The organism is Mesorhizobium sp. P2_F8 (assembly GCF_056403655.1).
In genome coordinates this window covers 46,058-61,715 of the sequence record NZ_JBFUFB010000006.1, presented here as the reverse complement: position 1 = coordinate 61,715, position 15,658 = coordinate 46,058, and the positions used below count along the sequence as shown (strand labels likewise).

At 60.3% G+C, this 15,658-nt stretch carries 18 protein-coding genes and 1 tRNA gene; 13 read left to right on the top strand and 6 right to left on the bottom strand.

What is annotated here, in order from left to right:
• Positions 1-39 precede the first annotated feature (39 nt).
• From AC1DZP_RS15860 to AC1DZP_RS15825, 8 genes are all read left to right on the top strand, one after another.
• A complete protein-coding gene (locus AC1DZP_RS15860) occupies positions 40-1,119 on the top strand; it encodes an ABC transporter ATP-binding protein (protein WP_477303650.1) in 1,080 nt (359 codons plus the stop codon).
• 9 nt (positions 1,120-1,128) lie between these two features.
• The gene (locus AC1DZP_RS15855) at positions 1,129-2,196 is read left to right on the top strand and encodes an ABC transporter ATP-binding protein (protein WP_095085036.1); all 1,068 of its coding nucleotides are present in this window, start codon (positions 1,129-1,131) and stop codon (positions 2,194-2,196) included.
• Positions 2,197-3,063, top strand: a complete 867-nt coding sequence (locus AC1DZP_RS15850; protein WP_477227293.1) for a carbohydrate ABC transporter permease — start codon at positions 2,197-2,199, stop codon at positions 3,061-3,063.
• A gap of 1 nt (position 3,064) precedes the next feature.
• On the top strand, positions 3,065-3,979 hold the full coding sequence (locus tag AC1DZP_RS15845) for a carbohydrate ABC transporter permease (protein WP_477303648.1): 915 nt from the start codon (positions 3,065-3,067) through the stop codon (positions 3,977-3,979).
• Positions 3,980-3,981: 2 nt separating this feature from the next.
• On the top strand, positions 3,982-4,269 hold the full coding sequence (locus AC1DZP_RS15840) for a DUF2160 domain-containing protein (RefSeq protein ID WP_095085033.1): 288 nt from the start codon (positions 3,982-3,984) through the stop codon (positions 4,267-4,269).
• Between the two features lie 79 nt (positions 4,270-4,348).
• Positions 4,349-6,076 carry an ABC transporter substrate-binding protein gene (locus AC1DZP_RS15835; protein WP_095085032.1) on the top strand — a complete coding sequence of 576 codons (1,728 nt, stop codon included), beginning with the start codon at positions 4,349-4,351 and terminating at the stop codon, positions 6,074-6,076.
• Between the two features lie 93 nt (positions 6,077-6,169).
• Positions 6,170-7,663 (top strand): glycerol kinase GlpK, encoded by a 1,494-nt coding sequence (gene glpK / locus AC1DZP_RS15830; RefSeq protein WP_477303646.1) that lies wholly within the window; start codon positions 6,170-6,172, stop codon positions 7,661-7,663.
• Positions 7,664-7,692: 29 nt separating this feature from the next.
• Positions 7,693-8,169 (top strand): DUF6882 domain-containing protein, encoded by a 477-nt coding sequence (locus tag AC1DZP_RS15825; protein ID WP_457154335.1) that lies wholly within the window; start codon positions 7,693-7,695, stop codon positions 8,167-8,169.
• Positions 8,170-8,258: 89 nt separating this feature from the next.
• Here the strand turns inward: AC1DZP_RS15825 and AC1DZP_RS15820 are convergent, their stop codons facing one another.
• Complete coding sequence (locus tag AC1DZP_RS15820) at positions 8,259-8,762, bottom strand: BA14K family protein (RefSeq protein ID WP_457154336.1); 504 nt, start codon at positions 8,760-8,762, stop codon at positions 8,259-8,261.
• Positions 8,763-9,065: 303 nt separating this feature from the next.
• Between AC1DZP_RS15820 and AC1DZP_RS15815 the strand changes: the two genes are divergently transcribed.
• Positions 9,066-9,141 (top strand) — tRNA-Lys (locus AC1DZP_RS15815).
• A 233-nt stretch (positions 9,142-9,374) separates the two neighbouring features.
• Positions 9,375-11,024, top strand: coding sequence for an N-6 DNA methylase (locus AC1DZP_RS15810; RefSeq protein WP_477303643.1), 1,650 nt, complete (start codon positions 9,375-9,377; stop codon positions 11,022-11,024).
• On the opposite strand, the gene AC1DZP_RS15805 is transcribed toward AC1DZP_RS15810, so the two are convergent.
• Positions 11,021-12,238, bottom strand: coding sequence for a phospholipase D family protein (locus AC1DZP_RS15805; RefSeq protein WP_477303641.1), 1,218 nt, complete (start codon positions 12,236-12,238; stop codon positions 11,021-11,023). The two genes, AC1DZP_RS15810 and AC1DZP_RS15805, sit on opposite strands and share 4 nt — an antisense overlap.
• 245 nt (positions 12,239-12,483) lie before the next feature.
• Between AC1DZP_RS15805 and AC1DZP_RS15800 the strand changes: the two genes are divergently transcribed.
• From AC1DZP_RS15800 to AC1DZP_RS15790, 3 genes are all read left to right on the top strand, one after another.
• The gene (locus AC1DZP_RS15800; RefSeq protein ID WP_477303639.1) at positions 12,484-12,780 is read left to right on the top strand and encodes a hypothetical protein; all 297 of its coding nucleotides are present in this window, start codon (positions 12,484-12,486) and stop codon (positions 12,778-12,780) included.
• 16 nt (positions 12,781-12,796) lie between these two features.
• Complete coding sequence (locus AC1DZP_RS15795) at positions 12,797-12,997, top strand: hypothetical protein (RefSeq protein ID WP_477303637.1); 201 nt, start codon at positions 12,797-12,799, stop codon at positions 12,995-12,997.
• Positions 12,998-13,164: 167 nt separating this feature from the next.
• Positions 13,165-13,407: a hypothetical protein gene (locus tag AC1DZP_RS15790; RefSeq protein ID WP_477303635.1), complete on the top strand. Its 243-nt coding sequence runs from the start codon at positions 13,165-13,167 to the stop codon at positions 13,405-13,407.
• 42 nt (positions 13,408-13,449) lie between these two features.
• On the opposite strand, the gene AC1DZP_RS15785 is transcribed toward AC1DZP_RS15790, so the two are convergent.
• From AC1DZP_RS15785 to AC1DZP_RS15770, 4 genes are read right to left on the bottom strand one after another with little or no spacing between them, the layout of a single operon-like run.
• Entirely contained in the window at positions 13,450-13,953 is a 504-nt protein-coding gene (locus tag AC1DZP_RS15785; protein ID WP_477303633.1) for a hypothetical protein, read from the bottom strand.
• Entirely contained in the window at positions 13,950-14,291 is a 342-nt protein-coding gene (locus AC1DZP_RS15780; protein ID WP_477303631.1) for a hypothetical protein, read from the bottom strand. Before AC1DZP_RS15780 ends, AC1DZP_RS15785 begins: the two co-directional genes overlap by 4 nt.
• Before the next feature lie 12 nt (positions 14,292-14,303).
• Complete coding sequence (locus tag AC1DZP_RS15775) at positions 14,304-14,564, bottom strand: hypothetical protein (protein WP_477303629.1); 261 nt, start codon at positions 14,562-14,564, stop codon at positions 14,304-14,306.
• Between the two features lie 3 nt (positions 14,565-14,567).
• Positions 14,568-15,191, bottom strand: coding sequence for a hypothetical protein (locus AC1DZP_RS15770; RefSeq protein WP_477303627.1), 624 nt, complete (start codon positions 15,189-15,191; stop codon positions 14,568-14,570).
• Positions 15,192-15,658 lie beyond the last annotated feature (467 nt).

Below are 15,658 nucleotides of genomic sequence, written 5' to 3'. Positions count from 1 at the left end.
GGGGTTTAAGCTGATGCGGAAAGCCTGGGAGGAGGCGTCATGCTGGAACTGAGAAACGTCACCAAGACGGTCGGTGCGGCCGAGCATATCCGCGACGTGTCGCTGACGCTTCAGCATGGCTCGCTCAACGTCCTGCTTGGGCCCACGCTTTCGGGCAAGACCAGCCTGATGCGGCTGATGGCGGGTCTCGATGTGCCGACCTCCGGCTCGGTCTGGTTCGACGGCCAGAACGTCACCGGCGTGCCGGTGCAAAAGCGCAAGATTGCCATGGTCTACCAGCAGTTCATCAACTATCCGGCGATGACCGTCTATGAGAACATCGCCTCGCCGCTGCGGGTGGCCGGGACCGAGCAAGCCAAGATCGACAAGGAAGTTCGCAATGCCGCGGCCCTGCTCAAGCTGACGCCCTATCTCGACCGCACGCCGCTCAGCCTGTCGGGCGGGCAGCAGCAGCGCACCGCGCTGGCGCGCGCCATCGTCAAGAATGCCAGCCTGGTGCTGCTCGATGAGCCGCTTGCCAATCTCGACTACAAATTGCGCGAGGAATTGCGCGCTGAACTGCCGAAGATCTTCGCCGCCGCCGGCACCATCTTCGTCTATGCCACGACCGAGCCGCATGAAGCGCTGCTGCTCGGCGGCAATACGGCGACCCTTTCCGAAGGACGCATCACCCAGTTTGGCCCGACCATCGAGGTGTTCCGCAAGCCGGCCGATCTGGTGACGGCAAGGACCTTCGCCGATCCGCCGCTCAACACCATCGTGCTCGCCAAGAAGGGCCCGGATTTCCTGCTCGACGGCGGCGTGAAGCTGCCGGTGYCGGCCGAGCTCTCGGGCATTGCCGATGCCAACTATACGATCGGCTTCCAGCCGCATCATCTGTCGCTCGAACGGCCCAATGCCTTGGCTGTGCCGGTGCGTGCAAAGGTCACGATCACTGAAATCACCGGGTCGGAGAGCTTCATCCATCTCGATTTCGCCGATGTGCGTTGGGTGATGCTGACCCACGGCATCCGCCATTTCGAGCCCGACGAGGTGGTCGAGGTGTTCATCGATCCGCGCCACATCATGGTTTTCGACGAGCACGGCCGCGCCGTCAGCGCGCCGAAGCTGGCGGCATAGGAGAGCGATATGGCGCGCATCGACGTCAATCATGTCAGGCATTCCTATCTGCCGAACCCGCGGACGGATGCCGATTTCGCACTGCGCGAAGTGCATCACACGTTTGAGGATGGCGGCGCCTATGCGCTGCTCGGTCCTTCCGGTTGCGGCAAGACCACGCTGCTCAACATCATTTCAGGCCTGCTTCATCCCTCGCATGGCCAGTTGCTGTTCAACGGCAAGGACGTGACCAACCTGTCGACACAGGAGCGCAACATCGCGCAGGTGTTCCAGTTTCCGGTCATCTACGACACCATGACGGTCTACGACAATCTGGCCTTCCCGCTGCGCAATCGCGGCGTGCCGGAAGCCGATGTCGACCGCAAGGTGCGCGAGACGCTGGAGATGATCGATCTGGCGTCCTGGGCAAAGAAGAAGGCGAGGGGCCTGACCGCCGACCAGAAGCAGAAGATTTCGCTTGGCCGTGGACTGGTGCGCTCCGACGTCAACGCCATCCTGTTCGACGAGCCGCTGACCGTCATCGACCCGCACATGAAATGGGTGCTGCGCTCACAGCTGAAGCAGCTGCACCGCCGCTTCGGCTACACCATGGTCTACGTCACCCACGACCAGACCGAGGCGCTGACTTTCGCCGATCAGGTTGTGGTGATGTATGACGGCGGCATCGTGCAGATCGGCACGCCGGCGGAACTGTTCGAGCGGCCGCGCCACACTTTTGTCGGTTATTTTATCGGCTCGCCCGGCATGAACGTTATGCCGGTGGCAATCGACGGCAAGACGGCAACGCTCGGCTCGCAGCGGATCGAACTGCCGGGCGCGCCGAAGGCAGGCAGCGGCGCCATCGAGCTTGGCATCCGTCCCGAATATGTGCGGCTCGGCCGCGACGGCATGGCCGTCTCGATCAGCAAGGTCGAGGATGTCGGACGCCACAAGGTGGTTCGCGCCAAGCTGGAAGGCCGCGACATCGCGGCGGTCATCGGCGAGGACGAGAGCGTACCCGCCGAACCGAAAGTCCGGTTCGATCCGGCCGGCATCAACATCTATGCCGATTCCTGGCGCGTCGAGATGGGGGCATAGATGGAAAAGACCTGGAACAACAAGGCCTGGTTCCTGGTGCTGCCGGTGCTGGTGCTGGTGGCGTTCTCGGCCGTCATTCCGCTGATGACAGTCGTCAACTATTCGGTGCAGGACACGTTCGGCAACAATGTCTTCTTCTGGGCCGGCACCGAATGGTTCGAGGAATTGCTGTCCTCCAGCCGCTTCTGGGAAGCGATGGTCCGCAATCTGATCTTCTCCTTCATCATTCTGACCATCCAAGTGCCGCTCGGCATCTTCATCGCGCTCAACATGCCGAAAAAGGGCTGGGGCGTGCCGGTCTGCCTGGTGCTGATGGCGCTGCCGCTGCTGATCCCGTGGAACGTCGTCGGCACCATCTGGCAGGTCTTCGGCCGCAACGACATCGGCCTGCTCGGCTACTACGTCAACGCGCTCGGCATCGACTACAACTACGTCCAGGATCCGTTCGACGCCTGGGTCACCATCATCATCATGGATGTCTGGCACTGGACGAGCCTGGTCGTGCTGCTCTGCTATGCCGGCCTGGTCTCGATTCCCGATGCCTTCTACCAGGCGGCCAAGATCGACGGCGCTTCGCGCTGGGCGGTGTTCCGCTACATCCAGCTGCCCAAGATGCAGCGTGTGCTTTTGATCGCCGTGCTGCTGCGGTTCATGGACAGTTTCATGATCTACACCGAGCCTTTTGTCGTCACCGGCGGCGGTCCCGGCAATTCGACGACGTTCCTGTCGATCGACCTCGTCAAGACCGCGCTCGGCCAGTTCGACCTTGGTCCGGCTGCCGCCATGTCGCTCGTCTACTTCCTTATCATCCTGTTGTTGTCGTGGGTGTTCTACACCGTGATGACCAATTACGACGCGGAGCGCTGAGATGAGCGGCGCCAACGAAAGAGCGAACAGAGTGGGCGAGACGACAGCTTCGGGAGAACTGGCCAGCACGCTGTCGCAGGATGAGGTCGCCCGGCTGATGCGGCGTCGCGGCGAGGAATCGCGCTGGTGGTGGCTCGTGCCGACGATCTACATCATCGTTCTCCTGCTGCCGATCTACTGGCTCATCAACATGAGCTTCAAGACCAATGCCGAGATCGTCTCCTCGCTGACGCTCTATCCACACGCGCCGACAATCGCCAACTACGTCACCATCTTCACCGATGCATCCTGGTATTCGGGCTACATCAATTCGATCACCTATGTGGTGATGAACATGGTGATTTCGGTGACCGCGGCCTTGCCGGCGGCCTACGCGTTCTCTCGCTACCGCTTCCTCGGCGACAAGCATCTGTTCTTCTGGCTTTTGACCAACCGCATGGCGCCGCCGGCGGTGTTCGCGCTGCCGTTCTTCCAGCTCTACTCGGCCTTCGGCCTGATCGACACCCATATCGCGGTGGCGCTTGCACACTGCCTGTTCAACGTGCCTTTGGCGGTGTGGATCCTCGAAGGCTTCATGTCGGGCGTGCCGAAGGAAATCGACGAGACCGCCTATATCGACGGCTATTCGTTCCCGCGTTTCTTCATCAAGATATTCATGCCGCTGATCGCCAGCGGCATCGGTGTGGCCTGCTTCTTCTGCTTCATGTTCTCATGGGTGGAACTGCTGATCGCCCGCACCCTGACGACCACCTATGCCAAGCCGATCGCCGCCACCATGACCCGCACGGTTTCGGCCGCCGGCATGGATTGGGGTCTGCTCGCCGCAGCCGGCGTGCTGACGTTGATCCCCGGAGCGCTCGTCATCTGGTTCGTGCGCAACTATATCGCCAAGGGCTTCGCCCTGGGGAGGGTATGACAATGAACTTCGACCTCTCCTGGATGGCGTGGACGTGGCCGACGGCGGCCTTCTTCGCAACCATTCTGCTGCTGCTGTGCGGCATGGCGGTGTGGGAATACGCTTCGCCGGGTGGCAATCCGCGCGTTGGCATCCTGCGCTTCGAGACGACGCGCGGCGACCGTCTCTTTCTATCGCTGCTTGGCAGCGCCTTTATCCATCTCGCTTGGCTGGGTCTTGTCGGACCCAGCCTCTGGTGGGCTCTCGCTCTCTCCGTGGTCTACGCCATCGGCGTGTTCCGCTACGTATAGAGGGGGAAACTGTTGGAGCGACCGCGTGCCGGCGGCCGCTCCAGATCGCACTTGAAACCTGAAACAGTGGAGGAAACTTATGCGACGGCAATTTTTAACATCAACGACTGCCCTTGTCCTATTGCTCGGCGTGGGCAACGCCTACGCCGGGATGGACGAGGCAAAAGCTTTTCTGGACAAGGAGATAGGTCCGCTCTCGACGCTTTCGCGCGCCGACCAGGAAGCCGAAATGCAGTGGTTTATTGACGCAGCCAAGCCATTCGCCGGCATGGACATCAAGGTCGTCTCCGAAACCATCGCCACGCACCAGTATGAATCGCAGGTGCTGGCGCCGGCCTTTACCGCCATCACCGGCATCAAGATCACGCATGACGTCATCCAGGAAGGCGACGTCGTCGAGAAGATCCAGACCCAGATGCAGACTGGCCAGAACCTCTATGACGGCTGGGTCAATGATTCCGATCTGATCGGCACCCATTGGCGCTACCAGCAGGTGCGCAACCTGACCGACTGGATGGCGGGCGACGGCAAGGATGTCACCAACCCGAACCTCGACCTGAAGGACTTCATCGGCACCTCGTTCACGACGGCGCCCGACAAGAAGCTCTACCAGCTTCCCGACCAGCAGTTCGCCAACCTCTACTGGTTCCGTTACGACTGGTTCAACGACGAGAAGAACAAGGCCGACTTCAAGGCCAAGTACGGCTACGACCTCGGCGTGCCGGTCAACTGGTCGGCCTATGAGGACATCGCCGAATTCTTCACCGGCCGCGAGATCGACGGCAAGAAGGTCTATGGCCACATGGACTACGGCAAGAAGGACCCGTCGCTCGGCTGGCGGTTCACCGACGCCTGGCTGTCGATGGCCGGCAATGGCGACAAGGGCATTCCGAACGGTCTGCCGGTCGACGAATGGGGCATCAAGGTCGACGCGAATTCGCGGCCCGTCGGCTCCTGCACGGCACGCGGTGGTGACACCAACGGCCCGGCCGCTGTCTACTCGATTCAGAAATACCTCGACTGGCTGAAGGCCTACGCCCCGGCGGAAGCCCAGGGCATGACCTTCTCTGAATCCGGACCGGTGCCGGCACAAGGTGCGGTTGCCCAGCAGATCTTCTGGTACACCGCCTTCACCGCGTCGATGGTCGACGCCAGCGCCAAGGCGGTGCTGAACGACGACGGCACGCCGAAATGGCGCATGGCACCGTCGCCGCACGGCGTCTACTGGAAGGACGGCATGAAGCTCGGCTATCAGGACGTCGGTTCCTGGACGTTGATGAAGTCGACGCCGACCGACCGCGCCAAGGCCGCCTGGCTCTATGCGCAGTTCGTCACCTCGAAGACCGTGGACGTGAAGAAGAGCCATGTCGGCCTGACCTTCATCCGCGAGAGCACGATCCACGACAAGAGCTTCACCGAGCGTGCGCCGAAACTCGGCGGCTTGATCGAGTTCTATCGCTCGCCGGCCCGCGTCCAGTGGTCGCCGACCGGCACCAACGTGCCTGACTATCCGAAGCTGGCACAGCTCTGGTGGCAGGCGATCGGCGATGCGTCGTCGGGTGCCAAGACCGCGCAGGAAGCGATGGACTCGCTGTGCGGCGAGCAGGAAAAGGTCATGAGCCGCATCGAGAAGTCGGGCGTCCAGGGCGATATCGGCCCGAAGATGGCCGAAGAGCACGACCTCGCCTACTGGAACGCCGACGCGGTCAAGAACGGCAATCTCGCGCCTCAACTCAAGATCGAGAACGAGAAGGAAAAGCCGATCACCATCAACTACGACGAACTGGTGAAGAGCTGGCAGAAGTAGGACTGTCCTATGCGGGCGCTCGCGCCCGTGTGACATTGGGGGAGGCGGCATGTTGCCGTCTCCCCTGTTTGTATCAAGGCGGAGGACATCTGAATGAGCGGTTTTGTGCTGGCAATCGACCAGGGAACGACATCGACCCGGGCGATCCTGTTCGATGGTCAGATGAAAGTCGTCGGCAGCGGGCAGAAGGAATTCGCCCAGCATTATCCCGCGTCCGGCTGGGTCGAGCACGATCCCGAGGAAATCTGGGCGAGCGTCGTGACGACGGTAAAGGCTGCTTTGAAGAAAGCCGGCCTGGCCGCTTCGGATGTCGCTGCCATCGGCATCACCAATCAGCGCGAGACCGTCGTCATCTGGGACAGGGCGACCGGCAAGCCGATCCACAATGCCATCGTCTGGCAGGACCGGCGCACCGCGCCGCTCTGCCAGAAGCTCAAGAAGCAGGGGCTTGAGAAGAAATTCACCAGGAAGACCGGCCTGCTGCTCGATCCCTATTTCTCAGGCACCAAGATCGCCTGGATGCTCGACAAGGTGAAAGGTGCGAGAAAACGCGCCGAGAAGGGCGAATTGTTGGCCGGCACCATCGACAGCTTCCTGATCTGGCGGCTGACCGGCGGCAAGGTTCATGCCACGGACGCCACCAACGCCTCGCGCACGCTGGTTTACAACATCGAGAAAAACGCCTGGGACGACGAGCTGCTGTCGGTTCTCAACATTCCGGCAAAAATGCTTCCCGAGGTAAAAGACTGCGCCGATGACTATGGAATCACGGAGAAAAATCTCTTCGGTGCCGAGATAAGAATCCTCGGCGTTGCCGGCGACCAGCATGCCGCGACCATCGGCCAGGCCTGCTTCGAGCCGGGGATGATGAAATCAACCTATGGCACCGGCTGTTTTGCGCTGCTCAACACCGGCAGCGATCTGGTGCGTTCGAAGAACCGGCTGCTAACCACCATTGCCTACCGGCTGAACGGCAAGACGACCTATGCGCTGGAAGGTTCGATCTTCATTGCCGGGGCTGCCGTGCAATGGCTGCGCGATGGCATCAAGGTGATCGGCAAGGCCGAGCACAGCGGCAAGCTGGCGGCCGAGGCTGACCCGACCCAGAACGTCTATCTGGTGCCGGCCTTTGTCGGGCTCGGCGCACCGCATTGGGATGCCGAGGCTCGAGGCGCCATTTTCGGGCTCACGCGCAATTCCGGTCCGGCGGAGTTTGCACGTGCTGCCCTGGAATCCGTCGCCTACCAGACGCGGGACCTGCTCGATGCCATGCACAAGGACTGGAAAGGTGCGTCGGTCGAGACAGTGCTTCGCGTCGACGGCGGCATGGTGGCGTCGGACTGGACCATGCAGCGCCTGGCCGATATCCTCGATGCGCCGGTCGATCGCCCGACCATTCTGGAGACGACGGCACTCGGTGCCGCCTGGCTGGCCGGCTCGAGGGCCGGCGTCTGGCCGGATGCCAGGAAGTTTGCGAAAAGCTGGGCACTCGAACGGCGCTTCCAGCCGGACATGGACCCGCCGACGCGCTCCACCAAGCTGGCCGGTTGGCGCGATGCTGTGCACAGGACACTGAGTGTGCCATAAGCAAATCATCAGGGTCTTGGGGCGAGAGAATGAAGCCTGACTGGTATCCAGCTTGGCGCGACGAAGCCATCGAACAGCTGAAGGTCAAGAATGACCGTTTGGAGAAAGACTTCCGCATCGGCCACTGGTCTCGCTACGACTATGACATAGCAACCAGAAGGCTTCTGTTTTCCAAAGACGGGGACGTTAGAGTGACTGCGGAGGTCCAGATTGCCGGTCACACGACCGCTAAGTCACAGAGTTGGCTCTGGGCTTGGGCAGTTTCAAATTGGCCCGACGATGTCATGATCGACGCAAAGCTGGTTCGAACGTTCGGCGAGACGAACAGCATCGACGAACTGACCCAGCTTTACGTCACGGATGCGGATGGTGACCTGGAAGTGCTTGGGTGGGAACTTAGCGCTGTGGCGGTTCGAATTTGCGACGCCCTCGGAGCATATCGCTCACCGCATGGGGAACCAGATGCGCGTTATTACATAATCAAGAGCATCAGCTGGGCAGGCTGATGCTACTTCGATAGATCGAATTAAAAAGGCCCGCGCCATAGCACGGACCTTTCTACGCGACACTACCAGTTACTGGTAGTCACCTGTGATCAATAGGGCGAACTGCACTCCCGGCGAGGACCGTAGTTTGGCTGGAAGGTGTTGTCCGAAGCGCGGTAGCTGCGATAGTGGTCATAGCACCACTGCACATGCGAGTTGCCTTCATAGACGCGGTTGTTCTCGCTGTTGATGATCGCGCCGGTGATCAGGGCGCCGGTGGCGAAGGCAGCCAGCGGGAACCAGTTGTCGCCATGGCGACGATAGCCGCGATGGTATTCGCGGTAGCCGCGATGACCATTCCAATAGACGCCGCCGTCGTTGTTTCGGGCAAAGTTGCGACGGTTGCCGAAATCGCGGTTGCTGAAGTTGCGGTTGAAATGTCGGTTATGACGCCACTGCGAAGGGCCGTAGCGGGACTCTCCGACATTCAGAATATTCGACGACGAGTCCGATGCCTGTGGCACGAACATCTGAGCCGCATTAGCCGGCATGGCAGCCGCGGCAAACGAAACTGACAAAGTGGTCGCCAGTATACCCGATACGATCTTGTTCACTGTTCTTCTCCTTCGAAAGGGTGATTGACGTCCCTTGTGCTGGGAGAACGGGCGAGCCCGGCAATAGTTCCGCGTTAAAATATCAAGCTGCTGATTTATAATGTTTCTCTGGCTTGACGATGGCCTGGAGCCCATTCGTTCGGCTGCTCCGGACGGCCCTTGATGCCCTGCTCGAAGCGGCCAGGCAGACAACATCGCAGTGCCGGGAAAGCTTGGCTTGCCCATGCTCTTTTTCCGGTTGACCGGTCGAGGCACTCTCCCTATGTTCCGCGCAATTTCGAGGGCAGCGTTTCGAGCCCGCGGGAGCGCGTAGCTCAGCCGGTAGAGCAACTGACTTTTAATCAGTAGGTCATGGGTTCGAATCCCATCGCGCTCACCACAAATCTCGCAATAAAACCAATATCTTGCTGGAGGTGGAGCCTTCATGCGCTTTGCTCATGAATTTGGCGCGGGTAACAGGGCGGGTAACAAAATCCTCGACGGCGCCGCTGGACCTAACACTCGACTGGAGACTCATGCTACGGCTAAACTCCGGTTAGCAGACAGCCTCGGACAAGCCTTCGCCGCTATTCGATGGGCGATGCCTTAACGAACGCCGATTCGAGAGTGAGAATGAACTTTATCGAGAATGAGAGCGCGCAGAAGCTTCGTGGTGGCTACTATACGCCGGCCGACCTGGCTGCATTCATCGCTCGGTGGGTGAAGGAAATTAGCCCCAGGCGGGTGCTCGAACCCAGCTGCGGCGACGGCGCGTTTTTCGGTGCGATGGCTGCGGTTGAAGGCTTTGGTAAGGCCAAGGTAGTGGGTTTCGAGCTAGATGCTGATGAAGCTAGCAAGGCGCAGTCCCGCGCAAATGAACTTGGCCTCCAGGCGGAGGTCCGCGCCGAAGATTTCCTCGGCTGGGCGATAGAGCATGCCGACAAGCCGCGCTCCAAATTTGATGCGGTCGTTGGAAACCCGCCGTTTGTTCGCTACCAGTACCTTCCCCAGCCGTTTCAGGTTCGCTCGGAACAGATATTCGACGCGCTGGACCTTCCCTTCACCAAGCATACCAACGCATGGGTGCCGTTCGTCCTCGCCTCGATGACGCTGTTGCGGCCAGGGGGGCGCCTTGCGATGGTCGTCCCGGCCGAAATCATCCATGTCACCCATGCACAGTCGCTTCGGTCGTATCTCGGCCGTGAATGCAGGCGGCTTGTCATCGTCGACCCGGAAGAATTGTGGTTTGACGGCACACTGCAAGGCGCCGTCATTCTCATGGCTGAAAAGCGCAAGGACGAAGCCGAGAAGGCCGAAGGTTTGGGCATGTACCCGGTCAAGGGCCGCGAATTTCTCGACATGCGGCCATCCGACCTGTTCGAAGCACCAAAGGCCATCAATGGCAAGACCGTTCAAGGCAAGTGGACCCGAGCGCTGCTGCCGCTCGAAACCCGCGCGTTGTTCGATCAACTGGCCGAGCACGACGACGTGCACAGGCTCAAGGACATCGCCAAGGTCGATGTCGGCATCGTCACTGGCGCCAACAAGTTCTTCCTCGTTTCTGATGAAACCGTGCAGAGCTACAAGTTGGCCAAATGGGCTCACCCCATGTTCGGCCGCAGTGAGCATTGCCCCGGCGTCATCTACGACGAAAAGCAGCACCGCGCGAATTCGGCAAAGGGCAACCCAACTAACTTCCTCTGGTTTAACGACCGCAAGGAAGCCATGCACGCGACAGCACAGAAATACATCGCCAGCGGTGAAGCCCAAAAGCTCCACACTCGGTACAAGTGCCGCATTCGCTCGCCGTGGTTTAAGGTGCCCTCGGTGTATGCGACCGAGATAGGTATGTTGAAGCGGTCACACGACACACCCCGGCTGATCCTAAATACGATCGGCGCCTACACGACCGATACCGCCTACCGGCTTCGTGCCAGCAAGGTGGTCGCCGAGAAGCTGGTAGGCGCGTTCATCAATCCACTGACAGCCCTAAGCGCAGAGCTGGAAGGCCGCCACTATGGTGGCGGCGTGCTCGAACTCGTCCCGTCTGAAATCGAAAAGCTAATTATTCCAGTTTCGGAAGATGTCGAAATCGACCTTCAAGAACTGGATAGGGGCATCCGGTCAATGCCTACTGATATGGTCCTCGACAAGCAGGGTAGAACAATCCTCGGCGCGCTGGGCCTTACCCGTGCTGAACAACGCCGGGTTCTGGAAGGTTGGCGCGGCCTGCGCGACCGGCGCCACCGCACCTCCAGCGATTCCCTCGCCGATGACGCCTAGTCGATTTCGACCATAAATCGTGTGGGGTCGGCCAAGTCGCGGAACAGCGCAAGATTGCGGCCTATCAAGCTGGTATTGGCGATATAGGGCCTCATCGGTCCCCAGCTAAGGCGTGTCATCGCATTATTCTGTAGGTAGCTCGCGCTGGTCGTGCTCGTAGTGTGACCAATGCGTAGGTCATACTCGCCGCAAAACACCCCCTTTATGACCAGCCGGAATTTCGCATAGGTTTCATCGACGGTCGCAGAAGCTGCTGTCCAAGCCAATGCCGGGAATACGTTGGCCCGGAAATAAGAGCGGTGGTCCACAGTGTCCGGCAACAGACCTCTGTCCAGGTTGATCGAACCTGATGGATTGGTGTTCTTTCCAGCTATCGGAATCGTGAGGTCGCGCCGAGTAAGGGCTTTGCTCTCCCACACCAGTTCGTAGCTCACACCTGTCGATGCTGGTGGCAAAGCCGCCACGGCAGCTGCTGGGGCTGCTGGTGCAGCAGCTGCTGGTGCAGGTGCTGCGGCTGCTGGTGCTGGCTTAGCGGCGGCTTTGGCCTTGTTCAGCGCCCGCCTGATCTGTTTGACCATCAGCTTGATTCGTGGAACGAGATCCTTTGTGCTGGCGCCGGCACCTGCCGACGTAGATGGTTTCGGAGTCCTGGCTACAGCTTCGTCTGTCAGCCTTCCCTCGATCAGCATCTGTTCCAACGCGGCCTTGTCCGTGATGTGCAGGATGTTTTCGGGGTAGGCTTTCGGCAGCGCCAGCAACTCGGCTTCAACCGTATCAATCACCTTCTTGTCGGCGGCATTTGCGAGGTCGAAATGCAGGACAAGTCCCGCCTCGATGTTATTGTTGAGCCCTCCCAGCGTCAGGTTGGCACTGCCAATCATCATCCGGGCGTGCGTGTCGCCCCTCACCATGAAAAGCTTCGGATGGAAGAGAACGCCGCGCGCGCCGGTGTCCACGGCATAGAGGGTGGCTTTCAAGCCGAGCAACCGAAGCATGGCCTGGTGGGAGGTGATGTCGTTGCGGATGCCAGCGAAAACGGTCAGGACTTTAGCGACAGGCTTAAGCTTGTCCTCGATATGCTCGACGCCGCTCTCACTGACGAAGGCAACGCTGATGAGTACAGTTTTGATTTCGGCTACATCGAACAGCTCGCGCAGAGCATCTTTGTGGGTGCGCGTCGAGAAGCCCTGTAGGATGAATTCCTTTTGCGCCACGACAGTCCCCCCGAATCGTCAGATGCGAAAGGCTATCGACTCATCCGCCCCCAAGTCGAATCTTGTCTGGACCCGTCAACCGATTCTTCGAGAATTCGACGAATGTTCGCCCGCTTATTGTGAAGCATTGGGCGCGAGGTGATTTTTTACCCCTAGACAAAAACTTCATTGCCACCCGCACAATCCCGGCTAGCTGGTAGGGTGTCCGGCTGATACATTTGCTCTCTCTAATGGGAGGGTTTTAGATGAAGATGGTCGCAGAGGCGCTTAGCAAGAACACCAAGATCAAACACCGGTTGAAAGACGAGGAGTTGCCGGCGACGCATGTCTCTGTCCCCAAGGATGGTAAGTCCCTAAGGATTGATACGACTATATCTGCCGAAAATGGGCTAACGGGACAATATCTCTTGACCATCACGCTTTCGAAAGCTGAGGTCCAAATGCTGACAGAGAGCCTGATTAAAGGCCCCCTGCGCGCCGAGATTCAGGAATTGAAATCAAAGCTGGCGAAAGAGAAGCTGCTGAAATCCACGCCGCTATAGGCGCAGGGCAAAGTCCATGGCTAAGAAATCGGGGTTCACCGAACAGGAAGTCAGGCAGGAACTGGAGCTCAGGGCGCAGGCGGAACGTGATATCGAGGCCGCCCGGCAGCGACCAGTCCCGGTCAGGGGCGGCCTCGAATGCATCCACTGTGGCCGGCCATATCCTCGACACGAAGGCGGTGGTGGCCTGTGCGACTACTGCCTGCATAGGGACTAGCAATCCGACCCCAAACAACCGGGTGAGCGCTGCCCTCCCTACCAAAGGCGGGCCGTTCGCGTTTCGCCCCATTTGGCTTATTCGCGCCAACCTTGCGTCGGCTGCGGCTGCACATATATGCGGCTTACCGGGATGCCGCCCGGCTTATCCCCGGAAAGGAATATCGAATGGCAGATACCAAGAGTTACACCTTCTACAGGACCAAGGCTGGCGAGCGACTGGCTGTCGAAACTGGAAAGATTCCCGACAAGTTCAAGGCGGATGAATTGAAGAAGCTCAGGGAGATGAACGAAAAGGAGACGCCAAAGGCCACGCGGGACGCAGTCGCCCAGAACGGGTTCGAACTCACCAAGCCGGATAAGCCCACCTTCACCTATACCGAAGGAACGCAGCCGCCGGTAAAGCGCTGAACGTCGGACGGAGCGCCGGCCACGCTCGACCATTTCGCTTGATCATGTGCGGCCTCCTATGCCGGCCTCTTTCGCTGCCCAATAGCGCGCTCTGGCCACCTCACGCATCTTTTCGATGTTGGCGGCATAGCGAGCCCGAGCCTGCGCTTTCCGCTTCTCATGGTCCCGCTCGCTCCGGGCGCGATCCCATGCGCGGACTTTCTCGCGATTGGCTTCCGCGTAGGCCCGATGCCGCTCGCGGGAGGCAGCCGGATCGGCGTCGTGGCGAGCTTTCTTTTGGGCGAGAATTTCGTCCCGCTTGATCTTGTACCGCGCGCGCTCGCGTTCGCGGTTCTTAGCGGCTGTCGTGGGATTTGTGGTCATAGCGGTTATCATCACGCGGGACGGTGAGGGGACGGCTGCGATTTGGCCGAGGTCGTGGCGGTAGGCTTGGGCGGCCTCGGCGAGCATCGCTGCCCGCCGCTTCGCCTGGTACTGCCGGAACCTCGCCTCAAAGCGTGTGAGGTTTTCCCGGCGTACGGCCTTGGTGGCTGCCTGCCGGCTCATGACCGGCGGAACTCGCGGAAGATGCCGAGCCGTTCGGCCAAGCCGGCGCGCTCCGCAGCCTCGGCGGCGGCATTCTGCCGTTGGCGCTCGGCCTCGGCCCTTGCCACCTGCTCGCCACGGTCGCGCGAGGCGATCAGCTCCAGGCCCTTCCGCTCGGCTACGCGGGCGGCGTGCTGTGGATGCCGTGGATCAAGCAGCACATCGCCAACGGAAGCGTCGGCGTTCAGGGCCGCCAGGCGGGCGCGTGCTTCGGCTGGTGTGCCAGGCAACAGGGGACTGCCGTCATTGGCCATAACGAGGGCGCTCCCCTGGAATTGCGAAGCTGCGATGTCGGTCATACGAATATCTCCTCAGTCGAAATGGGCGGAAACGCTATGCCGCACCGGGGCGGCGTTGGTGTTCGGGGTGATGTCGGCGGCGGCTTTGGCCTTGGCGACTTCGGCCGCCGCCTTGAGAGCCGCGCTGGCAGCCTCCGCTGCTGCCCGTTCGGCTGCTTCCCGTTTCAGGATTTCTTCCCGCACGGCCCAAGCGGACTGTTCGGCCGGCGGCGCCCAATCCGCATGACGCGGGCGCGGCAGGTGGCCAATGCCGTATTTCTGCTTGTAGGCCATTGGTTAGTCCTCCGGCAGCATCGAGAGGAGGCCAGCGTCGGCCCGCTTGATGCGTTCCTCGATATTGCTGACAAGGTTGCCTTGGGCGTCGTATTTCGGCATCGGTTTTTCCGGGAACAGCCAAGACATGCCGGCGAAGAACAGGCTGCCCTCAACCCCGTAGCGGATGGCCTCGTAGTCCACGGCATTTCTCGGCAGGCCAACGGTCGGCAGAGCAATCCTGATATCGGTTGTGAGCGCGGTAAGGTCCCGGACGGCCTGGCCAAGCTGGCTGGCCGCCGCTTCGGCCTTTTCGGCAGTCGCATCGCGCTTTGCCACAAGGGCTTTAAACGCATCGATTTTCGCCCGCTTCTCGGCTGCGGCTTCCTTTGCGGCCTTATCGGCGGCGAGTTGGGCGCGGCGCTCATGCAGCGCGGCCAGGTGCTCCTCACTGAAAGCCTGATCGGCGCTCAGCTCCGCCAACTGACTGCGAAGCTCGCGAGCCTGCTTGTCAGTGCCGCTGGCAAGCAGCCGGTCGCGGATGCGAACGCGAAGTTCTTTGACCTTGGAGGCCAGGGCAATGGCGCCAGCGCGGGCCTTCTCGATATTCGCGTCAAGCCCTTCGAGGGTCATGAACTGTTCGGACATCGGGGTTTACTCCTTTCGAGAAAGATTATTTGTGACCATTATATCACAGGAATATTGGCGACATGAAGACGATGTGAGGGTAAAACAGTGGAATTACAGTATATGTATGGATCGATATTGATCGATTTAAGTAGATAACGTTCGATTTCATACGGCAAATTCTTGCCCGCGCGGGGCGGCCGGGCGGGTTGAAGGGCGGCGAAGGGGCTTAGCCGCACGCGTAGCGGCCCGCGCGAGGCCGGGCGCCTGGGGACGGGTGAGGGGCAGCGACGGCCCGCGCGCGAGAGCCGCCGGTATCTATTGGGGTATGCGGGTTTATCCAAGCCGATCCAAACTTTGGCCCCACCCGCCACCAGACCCCGCCCTCCGCCAAAAAGCATTCCTTGTCTGTCGACAGGACGAGGCGATACGAAAACTGTATCGCGGTACGATTGTGTATTATTTACAATTACTTAGAGCGATCCTAC

Excerpts from the sequence above, each read along its gene's own strand:
- AC1DZP_RS15785 (WP_477303633.1), bottom strand. The coding sequence starts at position 13,953 with ATGAGCCGGCAGGCAGCCACCAAGGCCGTACGCCGGGAAAACCTCACA.
- AC1DZP_RS15825 (WP_457154335.1), top strand. The coding sequence starts at position 7,693 with ATGAAGCCTGACTGGTATCCAGCTTGGCGCGACGAAGCCATCGAACAG.
- AC1DZP_RS15845 (WP_477303648.1), top strand. The coding sequence starts at position 3,065 with ATGAGCGGCGCCAACGAAAGAGCGAACAGAGTGGGCGAGACGACAGCT.
- AC1DZP_RS15835 (WP_095085032.1), top strand. The coding sequence starts at position 4,349 with ATGCGACGGCAATTTTTAACATCAACGACTGCCCTTGTCCTATTGCTC.
- AC1DZP_RS15775 (WP_477303629.1), bottom strand. The coding sequence starts at position 14,564 with ATGGCCTACAAGCAGAAATACGGCATTGGCCACCTGCCGCGCCCGCGT.
- AC1DZP_RS15795 (WP_477303637.1), top strand. The coding sequence starts at position 12,797 with ATGGCTAAGAAATCGGGGTTCACCGAACAGGAAGTCAGGCAGGAACTG.
- AC1DZP_RS15790 (WP_477303635.1), top strand. The coding sequence starts at position 13,165 with ATGGCAGATACCAAGAGTTACACCTTCTACAGGACCAAGGCTGGCGAG.
- AC1DZP_RS15840 (WP_095085033.1), top strand. The coding sequence starts at position 3,982 with ATGAACTTCGACCTCTCCTGGATGGCGTGGACGTGGCCGACGGCGGCC.
- AC1DZP_RS15780 (WP_477303631.1), bottom strand. The coding sequence starts at position 14,291 with ATGACCGACATCGCAGCTTCGCAATTCCAGGGGAGCGCCCTCGTTATG.
- AC1DZP_RS15770 (WP_477303627.1), bottom strand. The coding sequence starts at position 15,191 with ATGTCCGAACAGTTCATGACCCTCGAAGGGCTTGACGCGAATATCGAG.
- AC1DZP_RS15800 (WP_477303639.1), top strand. The coding sequence starts at position 12,484 with ATGAAGATGGTCGCAGAGGCGCTTAGCAAGAACACCAAGATCAAACAC.
- glpK (WP_477303646.1), top strand. The coding sequence starts at position 6,170 with ATGAGCGGTTTTGTGCTGGCAATCGACCAGGGAACGACATCGACCCGG.
- AC1DZP_RS15850 (WP_477227293.1), top strand. The coding sequence starts at position 2,197 with ATGGAAAAGACCTGGAACAACAAGGCCTGGTTCCTGGTGCTGCCGGTG.
- AC1DZP_RS15855 (WP_095085036.1), top strand. The coding sequence starts at position 1,129 with ATGGCGCGCATCGACGTCAATCATGTCAGGCATTCCTATCTGCCGAAC.
- AC1DZP_RS15810 (WP_477303643.1), top strand. The coding sequence starts at position 9,375 with ATGAACTTTATCGAGAATGAGAGCGCGCAGAAGCTTCGTGGTGGCTAC.